General features: G+C 72.7%; 20 protein-coding genes, 2 tRNA genes and 1 pseudogene. 16 read left to right on the forward strand and 7 right to left on the reverse strand.

The window, feature by feature from the left end; translation table 11 throughout:
• The first annotated feature begins 59 nt into the window (after positions 1–59).
• On the forward strand, positions 60–770 hold the full coding sequence (locus AC0VX0_RS04530) for a DUF8185 domain-containing protein (protein WP_044659098.1): 711 nt from the start codon (positions 60–62) through the stop codon (positions 768–770).
• 37 nt (positions 771–807) lie between these two features.
• Here the strand turns inward: AC0VX0_RS04530 and AC0VX0_RS04535 are convergent, their stop codons facing one another.
• The 4 genes and pseudogenes from AC0VX0_RS04535 to AC0VX0_RS04550 form a co-directional block, all read right to left on the reverse strand.
• The gene (locus tag AC0VX0_RS04535; RefSeq protein WP_158184944.1) at positions 808–1,281 is read right to left on the reverse strand and encodes a globin; all 474 of its coding nucleotides are present in this window, start codon (positions 1,279–1,281) and stop codon (positions 808–810) included.
• A 168-nt stretch (positions 1,282–1,449) separates the two neighbouring features.
• Positions 1,450–1,881: pseudogene (locus AC0VX0_RS04540) on the reverse strand (OsmC family protein); the annotation flags it as partial.
• Positions 1,882–2,016: 135 nt separating this feature from the next.
• Complete coding sequence (gene pepN, locus AC0VX0_RS04545) at positions 2,017–4,638, reverse strand: aminopeptidase N (RefSeq protein WP_254184110.1); 2,622 nt, start codon at positions 4,636–4,638, stop codon at positions 2,017–2,019.
• Between the two features lie 155 nt (positions 4,639–4,793).
• Complete coding sequence (locus AC0VX0_RS04550) at positions 4,794–5,573, reverse strand: IclR family transcriptional regulator (RefSeq protein ID WP_169577766.1); 780 nt, start codon at positions 5,571–5,573, stop codon at positions 4,794–4,796.
• Positions 5,574–5,747: 174 nt separating this feature from the next.
• On the opposite strand from AC0VX0_RS04550, the gene AC0VX0_RS04555 reads away from it, so the two are divergent.
• From AC0VX0_RS04555 to AC0VX0_RS04570, 4 genes are all read left to right on the forward strand, one after another.
• Entirely contained in the window at positions 5,748–6,602 is an 855-nt protein-coding gene (locus AC0VX0_RS04555) for an alpha/beta fold hydrolase (protein WP_049146105.1), read from the forward strand.
• A gap of 14 nt (positions 6,603–6,616) precedes the next feature.
• Entirely contained in the window at positions 6,617–8,182 is a 1,566-nt protein-coding gene (locus AC0VX0_RS04560; RefSeq protein ID WP_049146108.1) for a flavin-containing monooxygenase, read from the forward strand.
• 86 nt (positions 8,183–8,268) lie between these two features.
• A complete protein-coding gene (locus AC0VX0_RS04565) occupies positions 8,269–8,742 on the forward strand; it encodes a ribose-5-phosphate isomerase (protein WP_044659097.1) in 474 nt (157 codons plus the stop codon).
• Positions 8,743–9,654, forward strand: coding sequence for an Fpg/Nei family DNA glycosylase (locus AC0VX0_RS04570; protein ID WP_475432725.1), 912 nt, complete (start codon positions 8,743–8,745; stop codon positions 9,652–9,654).
• 122 nt (positions 9,655–9,776) lie between these two features.
• Here AC0VX0_RS04570 and AC0VX0_RS04575 read toward each other — a convergent pair.
• A tRNA-Gly gene (locus tag AC0VX0_RS04575) sits at positions 9,777–9,847 on the reverse strand.
• A gap of 76 nt (positions 9,848–9,923) precedes the next feature.
• On the opposite strand from AC0VX0_RS04575, the gene AC0VX0_RS04580 reads away from it, so the two are divergent.
• The 7 genes from AC0VX0_RS04580 to AC0VX0_RS04610 all read left to right on the forward strand — a co-directional run bounded on the left by AC0VX0_RS04580 (position 9,924) and on the right by AC0VX0_RS04610 (position 16,107).
• Positions 9,924–10,817 (forward strand): SDR family oxidoreductase, encoded by an 894-nt coding sequence (locus AC0VX0_RS04580; protein ID WP_036316872.1) that lies wholly within the window; start codon positions 9,924–9,926, stop codon positions 10,815–10,817.
• Positions 10,818–10,900: 83 nt separating this feature from the next.
• Positions 10,901–10,974, forward strand: a tRNA-Pro gene (locus AC0VX0_RS04585).
• 42 nt (positions 10,975–11,016) lie between these two features.
• A complete protein-coding gene (gene tig / locus AC0VX0_RS04590; protein ID WP_101965505.1) occupies positions 11,017–12,372 on the forward strand; it encodes a trigger factor in 1,356 nt (451 codons plus the stop codon).
• 267 nt (positions 12,373–12,639) lie between these two features.
• Positions 12,640–13,254, forward strand: a complete 615-nt coding sequence (locus AC0VX0_RS04595; protein WP_169577765.1) for a ClpP family protease — start codon at positions 12,640–12,642, stop codon at positions 13,252–13,254.
• 41 nt (positions 13,255–13,295) lie between these two features.
• Complete coding sequence (locus AC0VX0_RS04600; RefSeq protein ID WP_041104792.1) at positions 13,296–13,961, forward strand: ATP-dependent Clp protease proteolytic subunit; 666 nt, start codon at positions 13,296–13,298, stop codon at positions 13,959–13,961.
• Between the two features lie 167 nt (positions 13,962–14,128).
• Complete coding sequence (gene clpX, locus AC0VX0_RS04605) at positions 14,129–15,427, forward strand: ATP-dependent Clp protease ATP-binding subunit ClpX (RefSeq protein WP_036316877.1); 1,299 nt, start codon at positions 14,129–14,131, stop codon at positions 15,425–15,427.
• A 62-nt stretch (positions 15,428–15,489) separates the two neighbouring features.
• Positions 15,490–16,107 (forward strand): mycothiol-dependent nitroreductase Rv2466c family protein, encoded by a 618-nt coding sequence (locus tag AC0VX0_RS04610; protein WP_036316880.1) that lies wholly within the window; start codon positions 15,490–15,492, stop codon positions 16,105–16,107.
• 83 nt (positions 16,108–16,190) lie between these two features.
• Here AC0VX0_RS04610 and AC0VX0_RS04615 read toward each other — a convergent pair whose 3' ends face one another.
• Positions 16,191–16,526 carry a DoxX family protein gene (locus tag AC0VX0_RS04615; RefSeq protein WP_036316984.1) on the reverse strand — a complete coding sequence of 112 codons (336 nt, stop codon included), beginning with the start codon at positions 16,524–16,526 and terminating at the stop codon, positions 16,191–16,193.
• Positions 16,527–16,886: 360 nt separating this feature from the next.
• Positions 16,887–19,571, reverse strand: coding sequence for a valine--tRNA ligase (gene valS / locus AC0VX0_RS04620; protein WP_230282425.1), 2,685 nt, complete (start codon positions 19,569–19,571; stop codon positions 16,887–16,889).
• A gap of 139 nt (positions 19,572–19,710) precedes the next feature.
• On the opposite strand from valS, the gene AC0VX0_RS04625 reads away from it, so the two are divergent.
• The 4 genes from AC0VX0_RS04625 (at position 19,711) to AC0VX0_RS04640 (ending at position 23,853) form a co-directional block, all read left to right on the forward strand.
• Positions 19,711–20,505 (forward strand): SDR family oxidoreductase, encoded by a 795-nt coding sequence (locus AC0VX0_RS04625; RefSeq protein ID WP_044659094.1) that lies wholly within the window; start codon positions 19,711–19,713, stop codon positions 20,503–20,505.
• 43 nt (positions 20,506–20,548) lie between these two features.
• Positions 20,549–21,298: a sirohydrochlorin chelatase gene (locus AC0VX0_RS04630; RefSeq protein WP_044659093.1), complete on the forward strand. Its 750-nt coding sequence runs from the start codon at positions 20,549–20,551 to the stop codon at positions 21,296–21,298.
• Positions 21,299–21,415: 117 nt separating this feature from the next.
• Positions 21,416–23,131 carry a nitrite/sulfite reductase gene (locus tag AC0VX0_RS04635; RefSeq protein ID WP_044659109.1) on the forward strand — a complete coding sequence of 572 codons (1,716 nt, stop codon included), beginning with the start codon at positions 21,416–21,418 and terminating at the stop codon, positions 23,129–23,131.
• On the forward strand, positions 23,128–23,853 hold the full coding sequence (locus AC0VX0_RS04640) for a phosphoadenylyl-sulfate reductase (RefSeq protein WP_041104785.1): 726 nt from the start codon (positions 23,128–23,130) through the stop codon (positions 23,851–23,853). The genes AC0VX0_RS04635 and AC0VX0_RS04640 overlap by 4 nt, the downstream gene beginning before the upstream one ends.
• Positions 23,854–23,866 lie beyond the last annotated feature (13 nt).

Here is a 23,866-nt window from a genome sequence, read left to right on the forward strand (position 1 = left end):
GGATGGACCCCGCGACGGCGGGGCGGCCCGGGACGCGACGGACCTGGGACAATGCTTGCATGACCGAGCACTCCGCCGCCGCACCAGTCCTCCGCTTCGTCGACGACCGCGCTGTGCGGGACCTCGAGCAGCTGGCCACCCGCGCCCGTCGCGTCGCCGACACGGGGATGCGCCTGCACGTCGTGCCTGAGGCAGGGCGCTCCCGCACCCCGATGCTCGCCCAGTGGGTCTCCGTGCTGCAGCCGGCCGGGCTCGGAGACGGGGTGCCCGTCGTCCTGGGGCTGCGCACCGTGCCCCTGGCGACCGCCGACGGCGTGGCGGACCTGGACGCCGTCGTCGCCCTGGGCTCCGTCACCGAGCGCACCGCCCGGATGCGCGGCCAGGACCCCGTCGACCTGGCGTTCGCCGTGCCGCCGGGCCGCGAGCACGTCACCTGGACCGCGCTGACCCCGCCCCGCGGCGGCTGGACGCCCGTGGCCGAGGTCGCCGACGAGGAGCTGGCCGAAGTGGCCACGCGCGGCGCCGACGCCGTGCGGGACGCCCTGCCCGAGAACCCGGGGGAGGCGCTGGTCCGCAAGATCCGGGCGCAGATGTGGGGACCCCTGCTCGGGGGCGACGCTCTGCAGTTCCCGGCCGGCATGGCCTTCGGCGCGCACGCGCTGGGCTTCCTGCGGCCCGGCGGCCGCGCCCGGCTCAGCACGGCGGGGCCATGGACGCGCCTGGACGCCCCCGGCGGCTTCGTACTGGGCCGCCCCGCCATGGCGGTGTGAGCCCGCGCCCCATGTCGGGGCGCGGACCGCGGGCCGGTCAGGCCGAGTTCTGCAGGGAGTGGGCGGCCCGCTCCAGGTAGTCCCAGAGTTCGGCCTCGTGCAGCGGTGACAGCTCCAGCGTGTCCACGGCGGCGCGCATGTGCCGCAGCCACGCGTCGCGCGCGGCCGGGTCGATCCGATACGAGGCGTGGCGCATGCGCAGGCGGGGGTGGCCGCGCTCCTCGGAGTACGTCCGCGGTCCGCCCCAGTACTGCTCCAGGAACATCAGCAGCCGGCGCTGGGCGCCCTCGAAGTCGTCCTGCGGATACATCGGGGCGAGGATCTCGTCTTCGCGCACGCGGGCGTAGAACTCGGCGGTCAGCCGGTCGAAGGTCGGGCGGCCGCCGACGGCGTCGTAGAAGCTGGTGGCCTGACCGGGCGCGGCCGGGGTCCCCGGGGTCGCACCGGCGGGGCCCGCCGCGGCGTCGCGGGCGCGCACCTGCTCCACCGGGGCGGGCGTGCCCTCCTGCATCACCGGCTCGACCTCGGTGGGCCGCTCCGCCAGGCCCGTCACACGGGACGGGCCCTTGGCGACGCGCGGCCGCAGCACCGCCAGGGGGGCGCCCAGGCGCGCGGAGTGGTCCGGCAGCGTCGGCGTGCCGGTGGGCAGGGCCTCGGGGCGGACCGGCTCGACGGTGACCGGGGCCGAGAGCGAGTTCGCGATGAAGCACAGCCGGTGCGCCTCGGCGTGGAGGGCCTCGGCCCGCTCCCGGTCGGCCTCGTCCTGCAGCGTGACCTCGGGCCGCAGCGTGATCGCGATGAACCGCCCGGCGCCGTCGCCGTCCACCTCGAGCTCGCCCTCGACCCCGCACGTCATCCCCGTGACCACGACCCCGGAGGTCGCCGCGACATGGAGGTACGAGAGCACGTGGCACTCGGCGAGCGCGCCGAGCAGGAGGGTCTCCGGGTTCCACTTCGAGTCGTCGCCGCGGAAGGGGCGGGCGGCCGAGGCCTGGATCTCGCCGACGGCGGCGTCCTGGATCACCACGGAGCGGTCGTAGTCGCGGACGCCGGAGGTGCCCGAGCCGCGGTCGCCCGTCCACTCGGTGCGCAGGGAGAAGGTGTGCTTCATGGGTTCCAGCCTAGCCAGCCCGCGCCTCGACGGCGGCCGGGGCGGTGCTGGAGGGCATCTTCCGTGGAATGCCCACCAGCACCGCCCCGCAGGCGCCAGCAGAGGCGTCAGCCGCGGCTGCCGCCGCCGTCCGGCTCAGGCCCCGGCGTGGACCTGATGCACGTGCGCCGTCGCGTGCTCGCGCGCGGCCAGGGCGCGGACGGTCTCGTCCCGGCCCTCGGCGAGGACGCGGGACAGCCCCGCGCGGGTGCCGGCCAGCCGCTCGGACAGGGCGGTGGCGCGGTCGGCGATCTCCCGGGTGACCTGGGCGGTCGGGTAGCCCAGCGTCGCGGCGGTCTCGGCCATCTCGTGAGAACGGGAGTCCCACATCGCCTCGACGCCTTCGAAATAGGAGTCCGCGAAGGGCGCGATCAGCGCGGCGTCGTGGACCCGCGCGAACCCGATCAGGGCCTGGCGCTGCTCCGTGTTGGACAGCTCGCCGGCCATCACTCGGTCCCAGGCCGCGCGCTTGGCCTCGGCCGTCGGCACGGCGGCCCGGGCCTGGATCGCGGCGAGCGCGCCCGTGGCGGTCGCGTCGGCGCGCTCGGCCTCGGCGATCTCGGCCTCCCCGGCACGGCTGGCCGCCACCAGCGCAGTGAGCAGCTCCCAGCGCAGGTCCGTGGTGAGGTCCAGCCCGGGCACGGTGCGGGTGCCGTCCACGAGGGCCGCCAGGCGGTCCAGCTGCGCCGTGGTGCGCGCGTGCAGGGCGAACGCCTTGACGAACTGCAGCTGGTTGTCCGAGCCGTCCTCGGCCTCCGCGACGAGGCCCCACAGACGGTCGGCCGCCGCGACCCGCACGGCCTCGGCCTGGTCCTCGGGCAGGTACAGGCCGATCGCCGTCGCGAGCTGGCGCAGCAGCGTCTGCACCACGGACGAGTCCCGCTCGTGGCCGACGTTGGCGAGGACGAGGTCGACGAACCAGGCGGCGGAGGCCTCGCCGTCGCGCACGGTGTCCCAGGCCGCCCCCCACAGCAGCGTGCGCGCCAGCGAGCCGTCCACATCCTTCAGACGGGTGGACGCGGCCTCCCACGAGGCGTCGTCGAGGCGCAGCTTGGCGTAGGCCAGGTCGTCGTCGTTGGGCAGGATCACGGCGGGACGACGGCGGCCGGCGGCCTCGGCGACCTCGGTCACCTCCCCGGCCACGTCGAGCTCGAAGCGCTCGGTGCGGGTCAGGCGGCCCGTGGCCTCGTCCACGTCGTAGAAGCCCACGGCCAGGCGGTGGGGGCGGAGCACGTCGTCGCCGGGCGCCGACGGCGAGCCGTCCGGGGCGCTCTGGCGCAGGCGCAGCGCGGTGATGGTGCCGGCCTCATCCGTCTCCACCTCCGTGCGCAGCGTGTTCACGCCCGAGGTCTCGAGCCACAGGCGGGTCCACTCGGACAGGTCTCGGCCGGACGCGGCCTCGAGCTCGGACATGAGGTCCGGCAGCTCGGTGTTGCCCCACGCGTGCTGGGCGATGTACGCGCGGACGCCGGCCATGAAGTTCTCCTGGCCCACCCAGGCCACGAGCTGGCGGAGCACGGAGGCGCCCTTGGCGTAGGTGATGCCGTCGAAGTTGACGAGCACGTCGTCGAGGTCGCGGATCCGGGCCTTGATGGGGTGCGTGGAGGAGAGCTGGTCCTGACGGTAGGCCCAGTTCTTCTCCATGGAGGAGAAGGTGGTCCAGGCGCCGGTGTACTGCGTGTTCTCGGCGGCGGCGAGCGTGGACATGAACTCGGCGAAGGACTCGTTGAGCCACAGGTCGTTCCACCAGCGCATGGTGACCAGGTCGCCGAACCACATGTGGGCGAGCTCGTGGAGGATCGTGATGGCGCGGCGCTCGATCAGCGCCTCCGGCACGGTCCCGCGGAAGACGTACGACTCGAGGAAGGTCACGCAGCCGGCGTTCTCCATGGCGCCGGCGTTGAACTCGGGCACGAACAGCTGGTCGTACTTCTCGAACGGGTAGGCGTGGCCGTACTGGGCCTCGAAGAACTCGAAGCCCTGGCGGGTGAGCTCGAAGACGTTCTCCGCGTCCAGGTGCTCCACCAGCGACGCGCGGCAGTAGACGCCGAGGGGGATCGTGCGGCCGTCGGCGCTGGTCAGCTCCGAGTGCACGGAGGCGTACGGGCCGGCGACGAGCGCGGTGATGTAGGAGGAGATGCGCGGGGTGGGGGTGAACTCCCAGACCGCGGCATCCACGCCCTGCGGGTTCTCCTCGGTCGCCACGACGCCGAGGGTGCGGCGGGAGGCCTCCGGCTGGTTGGACACCACGGCCCAGTGCGCCGGCGCGGTCACCGTGAAGCGGAAGGCGGCCTTGAGGTCGGGCTGCTCGAACACCGCGAACATGCGGCGGGAGTCCGGCACCTCGAACTGGGTGTAGAGGTAGACCTCCTGGTCCACGGGGTCCACGAACCGGTGCAGGCCCTCGCCGGTGTTGCTGTAGTCTCCGAGCCCGTCGACCACGAGGGTGTTCTGCGCCGCCAGCGGGCCGATCCGCAGTCGGGCGCCGTCGAAGTCCGCCACGTCCAGCGCCTCGCCGTTGAGGGTCACCGTGGGAGCCTGCTCCGCCACGAAGTCGATCCACGTGTGGGTGCCCACCGCGTCCTGCGTGGCCGCGAACGTCACGGTGGTGGCCGTGCGGAAGTGCTCCGCTCCGCGGGTGAGGTCCAGGCTCACCTCGTACGCGTCCACGGTGAGGGCGGCCGCGCGCGCGGCGGCCTCTTCACGGGTGATGTTCATGGCGGCGGCGGTGGTCACGGTCGGACTCCTCCTGGGGTCGGGTGGATGCGGCACGGCCGGGCGCCTGTGATGGGGGCCATGGCACGGTGCTCCCCAGTGTGCCACCTGGCCCGGGCGTCGTGGACGGCCGCGGAAGGGCGGGCCAGCCGGCGTGCTCAGCCCCCGATCTCGGCCAGTCGGGTCGCCGCCGCACGCAGCACCTCAGCCACCTCGGGCACGCGTGCCGGTGGCATCCGCTGCTCGGCCGCCGAGGCCGTGAGGGACACCTGGGGGATGCTTCCCGTCCGCGCCGGAACGCCACAGGCGACTCCGGCCACCCCGGGCACGACCGGCACACCGCCGCACCACCCCTGCTCGTCCATCTGACGCAGCAGGGTGTTCAGCAGGTCGTGCAGGGCCCCGTCATCCGTCAGGTTCCAGCGGCGGGGAGGCCGGGCGACGACCGCGTCCACCTCCGCTCGCCGGCGCTCGGGCGGCAGGGCGGCCAGGAGCGCGATGCCGGCGTACCCGGCGGCAAGCCGCTTGACCTCGCCGACCTCCACGGTGAAGACGCGCACGGGGGAGTCGCCGTCGCATCGCAGGAGGTAGGCCACTCCGCCCGCAGCCCGTGCCGCCAGGTAGACCGTGTCCCCCAGCTCGTCCGCGGCGGCCTGGACCACGGCCCGGCTGGCCTCGCGTTCGATCAGGCACCGCGGCGTCACCGGTTCGAACCCGACCGGGCCCCACCGATCACCGAGTGCATAGGCGGCCCCGCGCCGGGTCACAGCACCCTGCTCCGCCAGGTCGGCCAGCAGCCGATGGGCGGTGGGCTGGGGCAGACCCGTCCGCTGGACGAGCTGGCTCAGCCGCAGGCCGGCGGGTCCGGCCTCGTGCAGCAGACGCATCACGAGGGCGGCACGGGGCAGGACGCCGGTGGGCGGGGGCAAAGGGGTCACCGGTCCATCGTGCCGCAGCTCCGGCGTCAGAGCTAGTTCCATTAGATGGACTGAGCGACCTAGCCCCCTGCTTGCATTGCTGGGCCTGATAGCGCCATGCTGGGAAATGTAGGGCGCGTCACATCGCAGGTGTCGGGCCCCATAGTCCACATATCGGTTTCCAGGAGGAGCCTCATGCCACTGACCGCATCGACCGTCACGCGCACCGTCAGCGTGGACGGTGCCTCCGTCACCTGCCACGACTCGGTGACACCCGGGGAGCTCGACCGGCCTCTCGTGCTGGTCCACGGCACGGGCGGGACGACCGCCTCGCACTTCGGCCACCTGTTCCCGATGATGGCCACGCGGACGCGCGTCATCGCCGTGGACTGGGCGCCGACGGCCGACCCCGCCGCAGACCTGACCGTCGACCTGCTGGTCGGCCAGGTGCGGGCTGTCGTCGACGAGCTCCTCGGCCCCGACGCCGCGTTCGACCTGCTGGGCTACTCACTCGGCGCCGTCGTGGCCGGGCAGCTGGCCGCCGACCTCGGTCGCCGTGTGGAGAACCTCGTGCTCGTGGCCGGCTGGGCGACGACGGATGTCCACCAGCGCCTGCGCAACGAGGTCTGGCGGCACCTGTACGCCACGAGCCCTGATGCCCTGGCCCGTTACACGGCCTTCTGCGGCCTGTCCCCGCTGGCCCTGCGCTCCCTGACCCCGGCCATGCTCGACGGGGCGCTCGCCTCCCTGACCGCGGACGAGTTCACCGCCCGGCAGATGGACCTGAACGCCCGCGTGGACGTCGCCGACCGTCTCTCCGCCGTCACCGCGCGGACACTGATCGTCTCCTGTGCCGAGGACATCATGGTCCCGCCCCATCACCAGTACGAGCTGCTCGGCATCATCGACGACGCGCGGCTGACGACCATGACGAGCGGCCACGCCTTCTTCCTCGAGCGCCCGGCCGAACTCATGCAGATCGTCGACCTGTACCTGCGCGAGCCCGACCGCCACCCGGCCGGCGCGATCATCCCCGAGACCCACGCCTGAGAGAGGGGCCAGCCATGACCACCGCCATGACCACCACCACCGACGTGCGCCCCGCACCGCGCGACGAGTCCGCCGAGATCCTCATCATCGGCTCCGGATTCGCCGGCCTCGGCATGGGCGCCCAGCTGCGGCGTCACGGCCGCGAGGACTTCCTCATCCTGGACCGCGCCCAGCAGGTCGGCGGGACCTGGAGGGACAACACCTACCCGGGTGCCGCGTGCGACGTCCCGAGCCACCTCTACAGCTTCTCCTTCGCGCCGAACCCGCAGTGGTCGGGCTTCTACACACCGGGTCCGGAGATCCAGGACTACCTCGTGCGCTTCTCCGAGGACGAGGGCCTCACCCCGCACCTGCGTCTCGGGGCGGACATGCTCGAAGCGCACTGGGACCCCGAGACGGAGCGGTGGACGGTGCGGACGCCGCGCGGGACCTACACGGGACGCTGGCTCATCATGGGCACCGGGCACCTCGCCGACCCCCGCCTGCCGGACGTCCCGGGTCTCGACGCCTTCGAGGGCGAGGTCATCCATTCCGCCCGCTGGGACCACACGGTGGACCTGAAGGGCAAGCGTGTCGCCGTCGTCGGCACCGGCGCCTCCGCGATCCAGGTCATCCCCGAGCTGGCGGCGACGGCGGCCGAGCTCGTCGTCTTCCAGCGCACCCCCGCGTGGGTCACCCCGCGCGTGGTCAAGCCGTACTCCGCGGCCGTGCGCCGCATGTTCGAGCGCGCCCCGCACACCATGCAGCGCGAGCGCGACGACATCTTCTGGTTCGCCGAGTCGAACTATGCCCAGCGCCGCGGTGTGCCGGCCGCACTGGACCAGGTCCGGGCCCAGGCCCTCGGGCACCTGGCCGCCGCGGTCTCTGACCCCGAGCTCCGCGAGCGCCTCACGCCGCGGTACCTGCCGGGCTGCAAGCGTGTGCTCGTCTCCAACGACTACTACCCGGCCATGGCCCGGGACAACGTCACCCTGGAGGACAGCGCGCTGGACCGCGTCGAGGGGAGCCGGCTGTTCGGCGTGAGCGGTCACGGGTACGAGGTCGACGTCGTCGTCCTCTGCACCGGCTTCGAGGCGGCCCAGCCGCCGTTCGCCGAGCGCGTCCACGACGGTGAGGGCCGTTCCCTGGCCGATCACTGGAGCAGCGGCATGGCGGCGTTCGACTCCACGGCCGTGGCGGGATTCCCGAATCTGTTCGCCATCAACGGGCCGAACACCTCGCTGGGGCACAACTCGATCGTCTACATCATCGAGTCGCAGATCGCGTACATCTTGGAGGCCCTGGACCGGGTGGAGCACGAGGGAATTAGGACGATGGTCCCCGAGACACTCGCCCAGGAGGAGTACGTGGACCGTCTCCAGGAGCGGGCCGCCACCTCGGTGTGGCTCGTGGACGGCGGCTGCCACTCCTGGTACGTCGACCCCCGCTCGGGCAAGTTGACGCTGATCTGGCCCGACTACGCCTACGACTTCCGCGCCCGCAACGGCCACTTCACCGGGGAGGGCTTCCTCTCCTCGGCGAGTGGGGAGCCCGAGCCCATGCCGGTGCGCGAGCCCGAGCGATCGGTCGCGCTGATCTGAGCCGGCCCGCCCCGGGGCAGGGGGTCGGGTGGGGCCGTCAGTAGACTGACCCCACCCGACCGTCGTCCTTCTGGAGGAGTCTGCGCATGCGCGTCCACATCGCCACCGACCACGCCGGCATGGAGCTGTCCGCCCACCTGGTGGAGCACCTCACCGCCGCTGGCTACGAGATGGTGGACCACGGACCCACCGAGTACGACGCGCAGGACGACTACCCGGGCTTCTGCATCAACGCCGCCCGCGCCGTCGTCGCCGACCGCGAGCAGGGACTGGACTCGCTCGGCATCGTGCTGGGCGGCTCCGGCAACGGCGAGCAGATCGCCGCCAACAAGGTGGCCGGCGTCCGAGCCGCCCTGGCCTGGAACCTGGACACGGCGCGGCTGGCCCGCGCGCACAACGACGCGAACGTCGTGGCCGTCGGCGGTCGACAGCACTCGCTCGAGGAGGCCACCGAGCTCATCGAGGCGTTCCTGGCCGAACCGTTCTCCCAGGACGAGCGCCACGTGCGCCGCATCGGGAAGATCGCGCACTACGAGACCACCGGAGAGGTGCTGATGTGAGTGCCTGAGGGCCACTCCGTCCACCGTCTCGCGCGCCAGTTCACCGACGTCTTCGGCGGCCGCCGGATCCGCGCCACGAGTCCGCAGGGCCGCTTCGCCGAGGGGGCCGCCCTGCTCGACGGCCAGGTCCTGAAGCGCGCCCGGGCCCACGGCAAGCACTTCTTCGCCGACGTCTCCGGCGGCCACGTGCTCCACGTCCACCTGGGCATGTACGGGGCGTGGACCTTCGGCGGGGATCAGGACTTCGCGGCCGCGTCCTCGATCGGCGCACCCCGCCGGATCGGCGAGCGGGAGGTCCACGACGACGGCGCCCCGGCCGCCGAGCCCGCTCGCGACGCCAACGGCTGGGTCCAGCCCCCGCCGCCGGCCGCCACGGTCCGGCTGCGACTGCGCGCCGAGCACGGCTGGGCCGACCTGATCGGCGCGAGCCGGTGCCGCGCGCTCACTCCGGCCGAGGCTGCCGACGTCGTCGCCGGCCTGGGCCCGGATCCGCTGAGCGACGACGATCCCGCGCCGTTCTACGACCTCGCCCGGCGGACACGGCGGCCGATCGGCGTCGTGCTGATGGACCAGGCGGCCGTCAGCGGGATCGGCAACATCTTCCGGGCCGAGGCGCTGTTCCGCGCCGGCATCGACCCGTGGCGGCCGGCCCGGGAGGTCTCCGCGTCGGACCTGGCATTCCTCTGGGCGGACAACGCCGCGCTCATGCGGGAGGGCGTGCGGCTCGGGCGGATCGTCACCACGCGGCCCGAGCACCGGCCGGGGATCCCTGCCGAATCGGCCTGGCCCGAGCACGCGAACTACGTGTACCAGCGGCAGGGCCTGGCCTGCCTCGTGTGCGGGCGCGAGACGATCGTGGTGGAGGAGATGGCGGCCCGGAAGCTCTACCGGTGCCTCACCTGTCAGAGCTGAGGGGCCTGTAGCAGGCCCGACCGGGCACAGCGGTCAAGGCACCGGCGCGGACGACGACGCACCCGAGAAAGCCATGAGCCGGGCCATCGTGTGCACACGATGACCCGGCTCATGAGGTCCGGAGGGGATGACGGGAATCGAACCCGCGTAGCCAGTTTGGAAGACTGGGGCTCTACCATTGAGCTACATCCCCGCGGGGCCGCGCTCGGCGCGGACCAGCGGCTGACACCGTATCACGGCGGGCCCGCGTCGGCCGTGGGGGAAGAGGCATGATGCACGGCTCCCGTCCCGCCCTCCGCAGGGCCGCGTCCGCCCTCGCCGGCCGTCGTCCCCTGTCCCTGCGCGGCGCCACCGTCCTCGTGACGGGCGGCGCGTCCGGCATCGGTCGACTGATCGCCCTGGGGGCCGCCCGCCGCGGCGCGGGCCGCGTCGTCGTCTGGGACCTCGACCTGCAGGGGGCTGAGGCCGTCGCCGCCGAGATCCGGTCTCAGGGCGCGGACGCCCAGGCCGAGCGCGTGGACGTGACGGACGCGGCCGCCGTCGAGGCCGCCGCCGCCCGCGCCGGAGAGGTGGACGTCGCCGTGAACAACGCGGGCGTCGTGACGGGCGTGCGCCTCGAGGACGCCACGGAGGAGGGCATCCGCCGCACCTTCGAGGTGAACGCACTCGCGCCGTACTGGCTGACCCGGGCGGTCCTGCCCGGAATGCGGGCCCGGGACCGCGGGGCCGTGGTCACGGTGGCCTCGGCCGCGGGGTTGGTCGGCGTCGCGCGCCAGACGGACTATTCCGCCACCAAGCACGCCGCGGTCGGCTTCGCCGAGTCCCTCGCCGCGGAGCTGCGCAAGGACGGCAGCCGCGTCACCTCCCTCGCCGTCTGCCCCTTCTACATCGACACCGGGATGTTCGCGGGCGTGCGCAGCCGGGTGCCCTGGCTGCTGCCCGTGCTGGATCCGCGCCACGTGGCGCAGGAGGTGCTGGACGCCGTCGAGGCCGGCCGCACCCGCCTGCTGCTGCCGCGCGCCGTCGGTCTGATCGCGCCCCTGCGCGCCCTGCCGGCGCCCGTCTTCGACCGCGCAATGGACGTCCTCGGGGTCAACGCCACGATGGACGGCTTCACGGGCCGGCGGTCGCGGCTTTTCGCGGGGCGCGAGACGGCGCGCTAGGATTCCACAGTCTGCCCTCGGGCAGTCCCTCGGGTGTCCGGCGAGCCTCCACCGCGTGAGCCCGCCGGCGTCGGGGACGACGGCGGGGTGTAGCTCAGCTTGGTAGAGCGCGCGCTTTGGGAGCGTGAGGCCGCAGGTTCAAATCCTGTCACCCCGACTCGACGTCAAGACCATCCACCACCACCAACAGGAGTCATCCGTGGTCAAGTCCACCGCAGAGAACCTCAGCCCGACCCGCGTCAAGCTGACCGTCGAGGTGCCGTTCGAGGAGGTGAAGCCCGCCCTGGACAAGGCGTTCAAGGACATCGCCAACCAGGTCCAGATCCCGGGCTTCCGCAAGGGCAAGATCCCGGCGCGCCTGATCGAGCAGCGCTTCGGCCGCGAGATCGTCGTGGACCAGGCCGTCAACGAGGGCCTGAACACCTGGTTCTCCGCCGCCATCGCCGAGGCCGAGGTCACGCCGATCTCCCGCCCCGAGGTCGACGTGACCGCCACCCCGGACGCGGAGAACGCCGAGGGCCCGGTGGCCTTCACCGCCGAGTTCGACGTGCGCCCGACCATCGAGCTGCCCGACTACAAGGGCCTCAAGGTGACGGTGGAGCCCGCCCAGGCCACCGAGGAGGACGAGCAGAAGGCCCTCGACGCCCTGCGCTCGCGCTTCGGCTCCCTCAAGGATGTGGACCGCCCGGCCGCCCAGGACGACTTCGTCACGATGAACCTGACCGCCACGGTCGACGGCGAGCAGGTCGACCAGGCCGAGGGCCTGTCCTACCAGGTGGGCGCCGGCACCATGCTCGAGGGCATCGACGAGGCCCTCGACGGCCTGTCCGCCGGCGAGGACGCCACCTTCGAGACCACGCTCAACGGCGGCGAGCACGACGGCGAGACCGCCGTGGTCAAGCTGGAGCTGACGGCCGTCAAGGAGCGCGAGCTGCCCGAGGCCGACGACGAGTTCGCCCAGCTGGCCTCCGAGTTCGACACCATCGCCGAGCTCAAGGAGGACCTGAAGAAGCAGGCCGCCGAGGAGGCCGTGAACCGCCAGGGCGTCGAGGCCCGCGACAAGGTCCTCGAGGAGCTGGCCAAGCTCGTCGAGGTCCCGGTGCCGGACGGCGTCATCGCCGAGCAGGTCGAGCAGCACTTCTCCGCCGGCGGCCACACCGCGGGCGACGACCACGACACCGCCGAGCACCGTGCCGAGCTCGAGCAGAACACCCGCGAGGCGTTCGCCAACGAGGTCATCCTGGACGAGGTCGCCGAGGCCGAGGAGGTCACGGTCGACCAGGGTGAGCTGATCGAGTACATCATCGCCACCTCCTCCGAGTACGGCATGGACCCGAACCAGTTCGCCATGATGCTCGACCAGGGCGGGCAGATCCCGATGATCATGGGCGAGGTCCGCCGCCGCAAGGCCCTGGCCAAGGTCCTCGAGTACGCCGAGGTCACCGACACCGACGGCAAGGCCGTCGACCTGACGGCGTTCGTGACCCCGGGCGGCCAGGAGGCCCTCGACGCCGAGGCCGAGGCCGACGACGCCGCGGCGGCCGAGCAGGCCTGATCCCGGCCGGTGGGGACGCACCCCCGCCGAGCCACGACGACGGCGCCCCCGCCCACGCCGGTGGGGGCGCCGTCGTCGTCCCGGGGCCCCGGTGGGCGGCCCCGGGCGGGGTCCGCGACAACCTGCGCCAACAGCGAAACGCCGACGGCGTCCCGCGCGCTGGCCCGGACGCCCGGCTAGTGTCGGACTCGATCAGGGACCCGTCCGTCCGCGCGAGCGGCCGCCGTTCGGGAGGCCCGTGGACATCTCGACAGGAAGGCGGAAGTGATGACCGACATCACCCCCAGCATGCGTTCGGTGGACCCGGCGCAGCGCGAGGATTTCCTCTACACCCAGCTGCTGAAGTCGCGCATCGTCTGGCTGGGCGAGGACGTCCGTGACGACAACGCCAACGCGATCTGCTCCCAGCTGCTCCTGCTCTCGGCCGAGGACCCGGAGAAGGACATCTACCTGTACATCAACTCCCCGGGCGGCTCCGTCACCGCGGGCATGGCGATCTACGACACGATGCAGTACATCCCCAACGACGTCGTGACGGTGGCCACCGGCCTCGCCGCGTCCATGGGCCAGTTCCTGCTCGCCTCCGGCACCAAGGGCAAGCGCTACGCCACCCCCCACGCCCGCGTGCTGATGCACCAGCCCTCCGGCGGCATCGGCGGCACCGAGTCGGACATCCGCATCCAGGCCCAGCTGATCCTGCACATGAAGCAGGTGATGGCGGAGCTGACCGCCGAGCAGACCGGCCAGTCCGTGGAGACCATCCTCGAGGACAACGCGCGTGACAAGTGGTTCACCGCGCAGGAGGCCCTCGAGTACGGCTTCATCGACCACATCGCCGACCGTGCCGCGTCCGTGACCGGCGGCGGCGGCGTCCGGGGCTGAGCCCGGCCCGGACCGTCCCGACCCTCTCCAGGAGACCAAGAATGACCCAGTTCCCCGCCGGGCTCCCCACCGGGATGCCCTCCCTGCCCACGCCGGACGCGCGCTACATCCTCCCGCAGTTCGAGGAGCGCACCCCCTACGGCTTCAAGCGTCAGGACCCCTACGCCAAGCTCTTCGAGGACCGCATCGTCTTCCTCGGCGCGCAGGTGGACGACGCGTCGGCCGACGACGTGATGGCCCAGCTGCTCGTGCTCGAGGCGATGGACTCCGAACGTGACATCACCCTGTACATCAACTCGCCGGGCGGCTCGTTCACGGCCATGACGGCGATCTACGACACCATGCAGTTCATCCGCCCCGAGGTGCAGACCGTGTGCCTGGGCCAGGCCGCCTCCGCCGCGGCCGTGCTGCTGGCCGCGGGCGCCCCCGGCAAGCGTCTGGCGCTGCCCAACGCGCGCGTGCTGATCCACCAGCCGGCGATGCAGGGCGACCGCGGCACCGCCACGGACCTGCAGATCCACGCCCAGGAGATCAACCGGATGCGCGTGTGGATGGAGGAGACGCTGGCCTCCCTCACCAACCGCACGCCCGAGGAGGTCTCGCAGGACATCGACCGGGACAAGTTCCTCTCGGCCGAGCAGGCCCTCGAGTACGGCCTCGTGGACGAGGTCCTCGCCTCCCGCAAGATCACCCGCCCGTCTGCCTGACCGACGACGCCCGCCGAGGGGTCCGGCCGCGCGGCCGGGCCCCTCGGCGCCGACCGGGGACCCGGTCCCTTAACGTGTCCGTCCACGGCCGTATGCTGGACGGAATCTGACAGCGACGACGCCCGCGCGGGGCGGACGTCTCCGCCCGGCCTTCGAGGAGTACCACCATGGCGCGTATCGGAGAGAGCGCTGACCTGCTGAAATGCTCGTTCTGCGGGAAGAGCCAGAAGCAGGTGCGCAAGCTCATCGCCGGCCCGGGTGTCTACATCTGCGACGAGTGCATCGAGCTGTGCAACGAGATCATCGAGGAGGAGCTCGGCGAGGCGGCGGAGGCGGACGAGACCGTCCTGCCCACCCCGCAGGAGATCTTCGACCACCTCGAGAGCTTCGTGATCGGTCAGGAGGCGGCCAAGCGTTCCCTCGCCGTCGCCGTGTACAACCACTACAAGCGCGTGCGTGGGCCGCAGGCGCGGGGCGGTGACCTGGCCGACCGCCTCACCGAGCGGGACGACCTCGCGGACGTCGAGGTCGGCAAGTCGAACATCCTCATGGTCGGCCCCACCGGCTCCGGCAAGACGTATCTCGCGCAGACCCTCGCCCGGCGGCTCAACGTCCCGTTCGCGGTCGCGGACGCCACCAGCCTCACCGAGGCCGGCTATGTGGGCGAGGACGTGGAGAACATCCTCCTCAAGCTCATCCAGGCCGCGGACTACGACGTGAAGAAGGCCGAGCAGGGCATCATCTACATCGACGAGATCGACAAGATCTCGCGGAAGTCCGAGAACCCCTCCATCACCCGGGACGTCTCCGGCGAGGGGGTGCAGCAGGCCCTGCTGAAGATCCTCGAGGGCACGGTGGCGTCGGTGCCGCCGCAGGGCGGGCGCAAGCACCCCCACCAGGAGTTCCTGCAGATCGACACGTCCAACGTGCTGTTCATCGTGGCGGGCGCGTTCGCGGGCCTGGACGAGATCATCGGTTCCCGTGCCGGACGCAAGGGCATCGGGTTCGGCGCGCCCCTGAACCACCTGGGCGCGGGGGACGTCACCTACGCGGACGTGCGGCCGGAGGACCTGCTGAAGTTCGGCCTCATCCCCGAGTTCATCGGCCGCCTGCCCGTGATCACCACTGTCGAGGACCTCACGCACGAACAGCTCGTGCGGGTGCTGACCGAACCGAGGAACGCCCTGCTCAAGCAGTACCAGAAGATGTTCCTCATGGACGGCGTGGAGCTCGAGTTCGAGCAGGACGCCCTGGACGCCGTCGTCGCCCAGGCCGAGGCCCGCGGCACCGGCGCCCGCGGCCTGCGCTCCATCATGGAGAACGTCCTCAAGCCCGTGATGTTCGAGCTGCCCTCCCGTTCGGATGTGGGCACGGTCGTCATCTCCGGGGACGTGGTGCGCGGCGAGGCCGAGCCCACGCTCATCCCGGCCGAGGTGGAACGACGTCGACGCGGCCGGAGCGCCTGACCGCCGTCGCCCAGCAGGACCGACCGGAGCCGAGACGGCTCCCTGACCGCAAGGAGCACAGCATGACCGACACCACGCAGCAGCCCACCGTCGACTTCTACTTCGACGCCACGTGCCCGTTCGCCTGGATCACCTCCCGGTGGATCCTGGAGGTCCAGAAGGTGCGCGACGTGCGGGTGGTCTTCAAGATCATGTCGCTCGCCGTCCTGAACGAGGGCCGCGACCTGGACCCCGACTACCTGGCCCGCCTCGAGAAGGCCTGGCTGCCGGCCCGCGCCGCCGTGCAGGTGCGCGAGCGGCACGGTGCCGAGGCGCTCGGCCCGTGGTACACCGCGGTCGGCACCCGCATCCACGAGCAGGGCCGCACGGACTACGAGGCCGTGGTGGCCGAGGCCCTCGAGGAGCTGGGCCACGACGCGGACATCCTGGACGCCGCCCGCACCGACGTGGCCGACGAGCAGCTGCGCGCCAGCCAGAAGGAGGCGGAGGACCTCGTGGGCAACGACGTCGGCACGCCCGTCGTGGCGTTCAACGGCACGGCCTTCTTCGGTCCCGTGATGACCCGCATCCCGCGCGGCGAGGAGGCGGGCCGCATCTTCGACGGCGCCGTCGCCCTGGCCGACTTCCCGTACTTCTACGAGATCAAGCGGGCCCGCACCACGGATCCGCAGTTCGACTGAGCCCCCGGCTCGCACGAGACCGGCCCCACACCTTCAGCGCGAAGGTGTGGGGCCGGCGTCGTCGGGGTGCGGGGCGGCGGGGGTCAGCTGCGCGCCACTCTGCCGGCCGCGCGGATCAGGGGGACCTGCAGGGGCAGCCGCCCGAGGGAGACCAGTTGCGCCGGCCAGGGCCGGCGTCGCCACCGCCAGGCCATCCACGCATTGCCGGGCCACACGCCGAGGAAGAGCGCCTGCGCGGCGCGTCCGCCCGCGCGCCGGGTGCGCGGGACGGCCAGCAGACCCGCCACGGCCAGCTCGGCCACGCCGGAGCCGTGGGTCCACGCGCGGGCCGAGCCGGGCAGGAACGGCGGGATCAGCCCGTCGAAGGGCTCAGGTCGGACGAAGTGGAGCACGCCCATGGCGGCGAGGGCGGCGGACATCCGCCGGGCGGAGGAGTCGCAGGCGCGGCGGCCGGCCGGGGCGGGATCGGGTGTCGGTCTCATCCTCTCAGTGTCCACCCCTGCCGCGGTGACCGCACTGCGACATGCGGCAGGAGCACGACCGGGAGGTGCACCACGACACCCCCGGGAGGGCCGCCTCCCGACGAACTCCGATCCGGCGGCGGACTGTCCGACGCGTGCTGTGCCCTACCGGATCCGGGCCACGAACATCCCACGCTGACGGCAGACTCGGGTTTGCAGCACGGGCGCGACGACGGCCCCGCCGCCCGTGATGGGCGACGGGGCCGTCGTCGTGCCGCGTGCGCTCCCGAGACACCGTCCGGGAACGCGCGGCGCGGGTCAGTCGTCGTCGACCGGTGCGAGCTGCACGTCGGAGACGGTCAGGGGCGCGGACTCGCCGGCCTCGCCCTGCGTGAGGGACAGGTCCGCGATGTTGCCGGCCGCCTTGAGGTCCGCCAGGCCGCCGCGCAGCTTCTCGAGCCAGTCGGCCGGTCCGGTCACCACGGCGGAGCGCACCTCGGTCCGCTGCTTCACCTTGGCCTCGGACTTCGCCTTGCGGATGCCACCCAGGACCTGCGCCACGGTGGGCAGGACCTCGGCGTCGCCGGCGGAGGCGGCGAAGGACAGGGACGCCACCTCGTCCGCGGCGCCCGGCCACGCGGCGGTGTGCACGGAGCCGGCGCGCCACCAGCTCCACACCTCCTCGGTGGCGAACGGCTGGAACGGGGCCAGCAGACGCAGCAGGGCGTCCAGGGTGGTGGCCAGCGTGGTCACCACCGAGGCCTGCTCGGCCTCGCCGTGGCCACCGTAGGCACGGTCCTTCACGAGCTCCACGTAGTCGTCCGTGAAGGCCCAGAAGAACTGCTCGGTCACGTTGAGGGCACGTGCGTAGTCGTAGGCCTCGAACGCGCGGGTCGCCTGCTCCACGGTGGCCGCGAGGCGCGTCAGCAGGGAGGCGTCCAGCGGGTTGGTGACGGCCGCGGCGTCGTCGGCCGTACGGATGACGGCGTCCTGCGTGGCGCCCAGGTTCAGCACGAACTTGGCGGCGTTGAGCAGCTTGATGGCCAGGCGGCGGCCGATCTTCATCTGCGCCACCTCGTAGGCGGTGTCCGCGCCGAGGCGGGCCGAGGCGGCCCAGTAGCGGACGGCGTCCGAGCCGAACTGGTCCAGGATGTCGGTCGGGACCACCACGTTGCCCTTGGACTTGGACATCTTCTTGCGGTCCGGGTCGAGGATCCAGCCGGAGAGCGCGGTGTCCGTCCACGGCACGGAGCCGTTGAGGGCGTGGGCGCGCACCACGGTGGAGAACAGCCAGGTGCGGATGATGTCGTGGCCCTGCGGGCGCAGATCGAACGGGAAGACGTTGTTGAAGAACGCCTCGTCACGGGACCAGCGGCCCACGATCTGCGGGGTCAGCGAGGAGGTGGCCCAGGTGTCCAGGACGTCCGGGTCGCCGGTGAAGCCGCCGGGGACGTCGCGCTGGTCCTCGGAGTAGCCCGGGGCGGCCTCGGCGGCCGGGTCCACGGGGAGCTGCTCGTCGGCCGGGAGGATCGGGTTCTCATAGTCGGGCTCACCCTCCGCGTCCAGCGGGTACCAGACCGGGATCGGCACCCCGAAGAAGCGCTGGCGGGAGACGAGCCAGTCACCGTTGAGGCCCTCGACCCAGTTCTCGTAGCGGTGGCGCATGTGCTCCGGGTGCCAGGAGAGCTCGCGGCCGCGCTCGATCAGCTCCGCGCGGCGGTCGGCGTCGCGGCCGCCGTTGCGGATGTACCACTGGCGGGAGGTGACGACCTCGAGCGGCTTGTCGCCCTTCTCGTAGAAGTTCACGGCGTGCATGATCTTCTTCGGCTCTCCGTCCAGCAGGCCGGCCGCGGTGAGGGCGTCCACCACACCCTGCTTGGCGGAGAACACGGTCTTGCCGGCCACGGTGTCCGCATAGGCCTGTCGGCCGGCGTCCGTGGTGATCCACTCGGGGGCGTCGGCGGCGAACCGGCCGTCACGGCCGATCAGGGTGCGGGTGGGCAGCTGCAGCTCGCGCCACCAGGTGACGTCGTTGAGATCGCCGAAGGTGCAGACCATGGCGATGCCGGAGCCCTTGTCCGGCTTGGCCAGCGGGTGCGGGAAGACCTCCACCTCCACGCCGTACAGCGGGGAGGTGACGGTCGTGCCGAACAGGTGCTGGTAGCGCTCGTCGTCCGGGTGGGCGACCAGGCCGGAGCAGGAGGCCAGCAGCTCGGGGCGGGTGGTCTCGATGAAGACCTGCTCGCCGTCCGCAGCGGTGAAGGCGTAGCGGTGGTAGGCGCCGGGGACCTCGCGGTCCTCGAGCTCGGCCTGGGCCACGGCGGTGCGGAAGGTCACGTCCCACATGGTGGGGGCCTCGGCCAGATAGGCGTCGCCCGAGGCGATGCCGGCCAGGAAGGCGCGCTGGGAGACGGCGCGGGAGACGTCGTCGATGGTCCGGTAGGTCATGTCCCAGTCGACGGACAGGCCGAGACGGGTGAAGAGGTCCTCGAAGACCTTCTCGTCCTCGACGGCGAGCTCCTCGCAGAGCTCGATGAAGTTCCTGCGGGAGATCACGTCCCAGTCGCGCTGGTTCTTCGCCGGCTTCTCCGGCGGGCGGTAGCCCTCCACGTACGGCTTGGCGGGGTCGCAGCGGACGCCGTAGTAGTTCTGCACACGGCGCTCGGTGGGCAGGCCGTTGTCGTCCCAGCCCATCGGGTAGAACACGTTCTTGCCGTTCATGCGCTGGTAGCGGGCGAGCACGTCGGTCTGCGTGTAGGAGAAGACGTGGCCCACGTGCAGCGAGCCGGAGGCGGTCGGCGGGGGAGTGTCGATCGAGTAGACCTGTTCGCGGGTGGTCTGCGTGTCGAACGCGTAGGTGCGCTCGTCGGCCCAGCGGGCGGTCAGCTTCTCCTCGAGGCCTTCGAGGGCCGGCTTGTCCGGCACGGCCACGGCGCCGGCGGCGGGGGTGGACGGGGTCGATGCGTCGATGGGCGTGTCTGTGCCCTGCGTGTTCTCAGCCATGCCTGCCATCCTCCCATGACCGGGGCGGCGGGCCGGGCCTGCGACGATGCCCGGGACGTCCCGCCCTTCCAGTCGGTCGACCTGGCGGAGGTGAACGGGGCGGTGCTCCGAACGGCACGGCTCGGCTACGGTCGGAGGCGTGAGCCACACCCATGAACCTGCGAAGAACCCCGCCCGCGCCGCCGTCGTGACGGGGGCCACGAGCGGCATCGGCCGCGCCACGGCCCTCGAGCTCGCCCGCCGCGGCTGGCGCGTGTACGCCGTCGGCCGCCGGGCCGAGCGCCTCGAGACCCTCGCTGCCGACGCCCGGGCCGAGGGCGTGAGCGGCGACGTCGTCCCCGCCGCCCTGGACGTCACGGACGAGGCCGCCGTCGCCGCGCTGGCCTCGCGCGTCGAGGCCGACGGCGGCGCCGACACCCTCGTCAACATCGCCGGCGGAGCGCTCGGCACGGACGCGGTGGGCGTGGGCGACCGCGCCGACTGGGAGTGGATGTACCGCGTCAACGTGCTCGGCACCCTGACGATGTGCCAGGCGTTCCTGCCCATGCTCCGCGCCCACGGCGAGGGCACCGTGCTCAACCTGACCTCGACCGCCGCCGTCACCGCCTACGAGGGCGGCGCCGGCTACAACGCCGCGAAGATGGGCCAGCACGGGCTCACCGGCGCGCTGCGCCTGGAGGAGGCCGAGCACAACGTGCGGGTGATCGAGGTGCTCCCGGGCATGGTCCACACCGAGGAGTTCTCCCGCAACCGCCTGGGCGGCGACCAGTCCGCCGCGGACGCCGTGTATGCGGGCGTGGAGAAGCCGCTCACCGCCGAGGACGTCGCCGAGGTGTGCGTCCACGCCGTCGAGCTGCCCCACCACGTGAACCTGGATCAGATCGTGATGCGGCCGGTCGCCCAGGCCGCCCAGCACAAGGTGATCCGCCGGTGAGCGGCGGGCCGCAGAACGTGTGGGCCGACGCGGTGGGCTCGGCATGAGCGCGCCCGTGCTGCACGTGATCGCCTGCGCCCACGGCACGCACGACGCGGCCGGCCGCGACGTGATCGACGGCCTCCGTGCCGACCTGGCGGCCCTCCTGGCCGCCGAGGGGCCGGGCGCCCAGGTCCACGAGGCCTACGTGGACGTGCAGAGCCCCTCCCTCGACGAGGTCGTGGCGGCCCTGCCCCCGGGGGAGCCGGCCGTGATCGTGCCGCTGCTGCTGTCCCTGGGCCATCACGTCCACCACGACATCCACCACGCCGCAGCCGCCCGACCCGGCACGATCGCCGCCGCACCGCTGGCCGGGGCCGGGGACGACGTCGAGCCGCGCCTGGTGACCGTTCTGGCCGAGCGGGTGGCCCGGGCGGTGCCGGCCGGTGAGGCCGCGACATCGGACGTCATCCTGGCGGCGGCCGGCACCCGCGCCGCGGACGGCCAGGCCCAGGTGCACGCCCTGGCCGGGGCCCTGGCCCGGGCCACGGGACTGCCCGTGACCGCTGCGTTCGGGGCGGCGGCCACCCCCCGTGTGCCCGACGCCGTCTCCCGGGTGCGCGCCGCCGGCCGTCGCGCCGTGGTGGCCGCCCACCTGCTGGCCCCCGGGTACTTCCACGACCGACTCGGCGAGGCCGGCGCGGACGCGGTCACCGACCCCCTGCTGCCGCATCCGCTGGTGGCGCGGATCGCCCTGGACCGGCTGCGGTCCGCCCTCGCCGAGGCCCCGAGGGGAGCCGCCGGAGGCCGCTGAGCCGTTCGTCACACGACCGGGGCCGGGCCGGGCACCGACCGCGGCCCGGCCCCGGGAACGTGACGAACCGCGTCGACGATCTTGGGGGCGGCATGCCGGGTTCCTAGCGTGGCGGCCATGACCCAGGTGAACGAGACGTCGAGGCCGGCGCGCACTCCGCGCCGTCCCTCCGCCAAGCCGCACGGCCAGTGGAAGGTGGACGGGACCGCCCCCCTGAACCACAACGAGGAGTTCAAGCAGCAGGACGACGGCCTGAACGTCCGCGAGCGCATCGAGCAGGTCTACGCCCGGGAGGGCTTCGACTCGATCCCCTCGGACGACCTGCACGGCCGCTTCCGCTGGTGGGGCCTGTACACCCAGCGCCGGCAGGGGATCGACGGCGGCAAGACCGCCACCCTGGAGCCCCACGAACTCGAGGACCGCTACTTCATGCTGCGCGTGCGCATCGACGGCGGCGACCTCACCACCGAGCAGCTGCGCGTGATCGGCGGGATCTCCACCGACTTCGGCCGTGACACCGCGGACATCACGGACCGGCAGAACGTCCAGCTGCACTGGATCCGCGTCGAGGACGTCCCCGAGATCTGGCGGCGCCTGGAGTCCGTGGGCCTGTCCACCACCGAGGCCTGCGGCGACGTGCCGCGCGTGATCCTCGGCTCACCGGTGGCCGGGATCGCCGCGGACGAGATCATCGACCCCACGCCCGTGATCCGGGAGATCGCGGACCGCTGGATCGGCGACCTCGAGGTCTCCAACCTGCCCCGCAAGTTCAAGACCGCCATCACCGGGCACCCCTCCCAGGACGTGGTCCACGAGATCAACGACGTCTCCCTGATCGGCGTGGTGCACCCCGAGCTGGGCCCCGGCTACGACCTGTGGGTCGGCGGCGGCCTGTCCACGAAGGCGCGCCTGGCCGACCGGATCGGCGCCTTCGTCTCGGCCGAGCGCGCCCCCGAGGTGTGGCACGCCGTCGTGAGCATCTTCCGTGACTACGGCTACCGGCGCCTGCGCAACAAGGCCCGCATGAAGTACCTGCTCGAGGACTGGGGGCCGGAGAGGTTCCGCACCGTGCTGGAGGAGGAGTACCTCGGCTACGCCCTGCCCGACGGACCCGCCCCGGCCCCGCCCACGCGCCCCGGCGACCACGTGGGGGTCCACGAGCAGAAGGACGGCCGCTTCTACATCGGTGCCGCCCCCGTCGTCGGCCGCTCCAGCGGCACCACCCTCACCGCCCTCGCGGACCTGCTCGAGGCCCACGGTTCCACCCGGCTGCGGACCACCCCGCACCAGAAGATCGTGGTGCTGGACGTGGAGCGGGACCGGGTGGACGCCGTCGTGGCCGGCTTGAAGGAGCTGGGACTGGACCCGGAGCCGTCCGTGTTCCGCCGCTCCACCATCGCCTGCACGGGCCTGGAGTTCTGCAAGCTCGCCATCGTGGACACGAAGGACACCGCCACCGCCGCGATCGCCCAGCTCGAGGAGCGCCTGGCCGACCTCGCCGACCGCCTCCCCGAGCGGCTGAGCCTGCATGTGAACGGCTGCCCCAACTCCTGCGCCCGCATCCAGACCGCGGACATCGGTCTGAAGGGGCAGCTGCTCCCGGACGACGACGGCGGCCAGACGCCCGGCTTCCAGGTGCACCTGGGCGGCGGGCTGGCCTCCGTGGACCGCGCCGAGGCCGGCCTCGGACGCAGCGTCCGCGGCCTGAAGGTCCGCGCGGACGGGCTGGTCGACTACGTCGAGCGCCTCGTCCGCCGGTACGACGAGCAGCGCGAGCCGGGCGAGACCTTCGCCCGGTGGGCGCACCGAGTCGACGAGGAGGCCCTCCGATGAGCACCGTTCCCCCCACCCGTCCGACCGAGGACCTCGAGCGCCTGCAGGCACTCGCGGAGTCCGGCGCCGCCGAGCTCGGCTGGGACGCCCCCGCCGCGGCGGTGGTCGACTGGGCCGCCCGCCATGTGGACCTCCGCCGGGCCGCCGTCGCCTGCTCCATGGCCGACGCCGTCCTGCCGCACCTGGTGGCGCAGCGGATGCCCGGCGTGGACGTCCTCTTCCTGGAGACCGGCTATCACTTCACCGAGACCCTCGCGACGCGCGACGAGGTGGCCCGCCGCCTCGACGTCACCGTGGTGGACGTGCTCCCGGAGCTGACCGTGGCCGAGCAGGACGAGCGCCACGGCAAGGACCTGTTCGCCCGTGACCCGGGGCTGTGCTGCGCGATGCGCAAGGTCGAGCCCCTCAACCGGGCGCTGGCCGGATACGACCTGTGGTTCACCGGCGTCCGCCGGGACGAGGCGCCGACGCGCACGAACACCCCGCTGGTGGGCTGGGACGAGGCCCACGGCATGGTCAAGGTCAACCCCGTCGCCCCGTGGAGCTTCGACGACCTGGTCGGCTACGCCACGGACCACGACGTGCCCGTGAACCTGCTCCTGCAGAACGGCTACCCGTCGATCGGCTGCCGTCCCTGCACCCGCCCCGTCGCCCCCGGGGAGGACCCCCGAGCCGGGCGCTGGGCCGGGACCGCGAAGACCGAGTGCGGCATCCACGTCTGAGCGCCGCACCCGA

The organism is Micrococcus sp. iso_26 (assembly GCF_056172975.1).